Below are 2,833 nucleotides of genomic sequence, written 5' to 3' on the forward strand. Positions count from 1 at the left end.
CGTGCAGGAGCGCCGCCGCAGCCGATGTATCGCCCAGCGCGAACAACAGCGCACCCAGGCCCGCGGGGCCGGCAAGCCAGGCCGCGGCGCACGGCACGGAGATCACCACGAAAAGTGCGAGCCGCTTCATGCCGCCACCCGCCGGAAGCCGAGCAGCAGAGGAAACGCCGCGGCAATCAGCAGAAAGCGCCCGATATCACGCCACCCGATCGCGATGATCGCGCTGCTGCCGAGATGCTGGATCGACTGGTCGGACAGAGCCGCAAGCACACGTTCGGGCGTCAGCGCGGCCTCGGCAAGACCGCCGCCGGCGCTGGCGACGGCCGCAATTGCCGCCGAGCGTCGGGAGTCTCCCTCGCCGGAACTGGTGAGGGACAGAACATCGACGCGATGCCCGGCCGTCCGTAACGCCGTCGCTTCCTTGCGCGTGGCTTCGCTGTCCAATCCACCGCCGCCGGTAATCAGCACGACGTCGCCCTGGATGATATGCGCCTCGCGCAAAACTTTACGCGCCAACGACAGCGCGCGGTCGGGCCGCGTGCCGGGATCGGGCACCGTCTTGTCGTCGAGCGCGAACAGCAGCGGATCGATCCCGTTGGTGTCGTCGGTGAGCGCGCTTGCGAGATAGGCGTCGCCGGCATAAAGGATCAGCCCGGCCTGGCGCGCGGACGAATGGTCGAGCACGTCATGCGCCGCGCTCGCCGCGGTCCGCAGTTGCGCGCCTCCCGCCACGTCCTGCGACAGGTCCATGACGATCAGCGTCGCATCGAGATTGCGAAGATGGTCCTGATCGACGCTGCGGATCGCCGGACCGCTCAACGCGAGGATGCCGACGATGACGGCGAGAACGATGGGCGTCCAGACGCGTCCGGCGCCGCTCGTCCCGCCGCGCGCCACCATCGCCGCCAACAGCGGCGAATCGACCGCGCGCTGCCAGCTCGTCAGCGCGCCACTCTTTGGCTTGGTCAAAACGAACAACAGCGCGAGCAGCGGCAGCGCGAGCAGCCACCACGGGCGAAGAAGGGCGACGTCACCGAGCGCGATCATCGGCGCGACCGCCGCGCCGCAACCATGCCGACCGAGGCCAGCATGAAGAAGGCGGCGGGGTAGGACCAGAGATCGTGGCGGATCACCGTCGGCGGCGCGATGGTCTGCCCGGCCATCAGCGCCTCGATCGCATGCGCCGCCGCGTCGAGATCGTCGCCGGTGCGGGCGCGAAACGCCTGGCCGCCGCCGATCTTGGCGTAGGAGTCGAGCGCCTCGAAGTCGACGGATTCCGGATCGTCGTTCGGCGTCGACGTATCGTTTGGCCCCAGACCGATCGTGTAGAGCCGCATGCCGAGCGATTTCGCCAGCGCCGCGACGCCGGCTGGATCCTGGGTGCCGGCATTGTTGGCGCCATCCGACATCAGGATGATGATGCGCGACGGCGCCTTCGACTCCGAGAGCCGCTTCACCGCGAGGCCGAGCCCCGCGCCCATCGCGGTCGAGCGCCCGACGAGACCGATCTGCATCTCCTGCAGCGAGCGGCTGACGCTGTCGACGTCGAAACTCAGGGGCACCGCCGCCAGCGTATGTTCGGCGAAAATGACGATGCCGACGCGGTCGCCGGCGCGCCGCTTGATCAGTTCGGTGCCGATCTTCTTCAGCGCGTCGATGCGGGTGATCGGCTTGCCCGACATCACCATGTCTTCGGCGATCATGCTGCCCGAAAGATCCAGCGCCAGCATGATGTCGCGTCCCGAGGCCGGCAGCGCCGGCGTCGCCGCGACGACGCGCGGATCGGCCAGCGCCACGACGAGGAATACCCAGGCGATCCAGCGCAGCGCCAGCAAGCGCGACGGCGGGCGCTTCGTGCCGGGGTCACCGGTCAGCCGCTCGCGCAGCGACACCGGGATGCGCAGCCCGCTGGTGGTGAGCGACCCGCGCTGCCGCCACAGAGCGAACAGCAGCGGCACCGGGAGTAGCAGCAGCGCCCAGGGCGTCGCCAGATCGAAGCCGCCGATCATTGCCGCACCTTGGCGATGAGAGTTTCCAGCGAACGATCGAGAGCTTCGATGTCGGCGTCGTGTCGCCCATAAAGCGCATCGCCATAGGCGCGTCCGTCGCCCTGGCTGAAAAACGAGGTGGCGAACGTCTGGTCGAGCCGCGCCAGCCAGGGGGCGCCATGTTCGCGGGGCTCTTCGGCCGCGGTGGTGCGGACCAGCCGCCGCAGCAGCACCGCCTGCGCGGCGAGCCGTTCCGGCGGCGGTAGTGCGCGCGACAAGACGAGTTCGGCTGCTGCGGCGCGGCGCACGCGCTGCCGGTTCGCGCGGATCATCCGCGCCAGCCAAACGATCAGAACGGCCAGGACGATTCCGACAACAATCATGACGAGGTAGGGCGCAAGCGACTCCGGCGCCGGCGGTTCGCGCAGCGGGCGCAGACTGTCGAGCGTCGAGACGATCTCAGCCATCGACCTGCTCCAGCAGCGCGACATTGCCGTCCGGAGCGACATGAGACGGCACGCGCACGGCATGCGCGCCGAGGCGGCGCAGCGCCTCGATCTTGCCGTCGACCATGCTGCGCTTGCCGGCGTCGATGCGCAGCCAGCCGCTGTCGCCCTCCACGGTGGTGAAGGGGTAGGTGCCGGGCACCGGCTCGCGCTCGAACTGGTCCTCGATCAAACAAAAAATCAAATCGTGGCGTTCGCTTAGCCCCGAGACAACGGCGTCGAACCGCTCGCCCGGCGCATCGAGCGCGGTGGCGACGATGATGGTGCTGCCGGAGCCAGACACGCTGTGCGCCGTCTCCAGAATGTCGGCGAGCGGCGGATCGACCAATGTGCGATCGG

General features: G+C 68.9%; 3 protein-coding genes and 1 pseudogene. All 4 read right to left on the bottom strand.

Annotated features, from left to right (window positions below):
* Positions 1-126: 126 nt before the first annotated feature.
* Positions 127-1,047, bottom strand: a complete 921-nt coding sequence (locus tag GSQ79_RS18055) for a VWA domain-containing protein (protein WP_158810065.1) — start codon at positions 1,045-1,047, stop codon at positions 127-129.
* Positions 1,044-2,009 (bottom strand): VWA domain-containing protein, encoded by a 966-nt coding sequence (locus GSQ79_RS18060; RefSeq protein WP_158810066.1) that lies wholly within the window; start codon positions 2,007-2,009, stop codon positions 1,044-1,046. The genes GSQ79_RS18055 and GSQ79_RS18060 overlap by 4 nt, the downstream gene beginning before the upstream one ends.
* A complete protein-coding gene (locus tag GSQ79_RS18065) occupies positions 2,006-2,455 on the bottom strand; it encodes a DUF4381 domain-containing protein (RefSeq protein WP_158810067.1) in 450 nt (149 codons plus the stop codon). Before GSQ79_RS18065 ends, GSQ79_RS18060 begins: the two co-directional genes overlap by 4 nt.
* A pseudogene (locus GSQ79_RS18070) lies at positions 2,448-2,833 on the bottom strand (DUF58 domain-containing protein); the annotation flags it as partial. The pseudogene GSQ79_RS18070 and the gene GSQ79_RS18065, both read right to left, overlap by 8 nt.

Origin of the sequence: Beijerinckia sp. L45 (genome assembly GCF_009765775.1) — a bacterium.
Lineage (GTDB): Bacteria > Pseudomonadota > Alphaproteobacteria > Rhizobiales > Beijerinckiaceae > RH-AL1.

What these genes read in the sequence shown, in the direction of transcription:
- GSQ79_RS18055 (WP_158810065.1), bottom strand. Translation starts at nt 1,047, where the DNA reads ATGATCGCGCTCGGTGACGTCGCCCTTCTTCGCCCGTGGTGGCTGCTC.
- GSQ79_RS18060 (WP_158810066.1), bottom strand. Translation starts at nt 2,009, where the DNA reads ATGATCGGCGGCTTCGATCTGGCGACGCCCTGGGCGCTGCTGCTACTC.
- GSQ79_RS18065 (WP_158810067.1), bottom strand. Translation starts at nt 2,455, where the DNA reads ATGGCTGAGATCGTCTCGACGCTCGACAGTCTGCGCCCGCTGCGCGAA.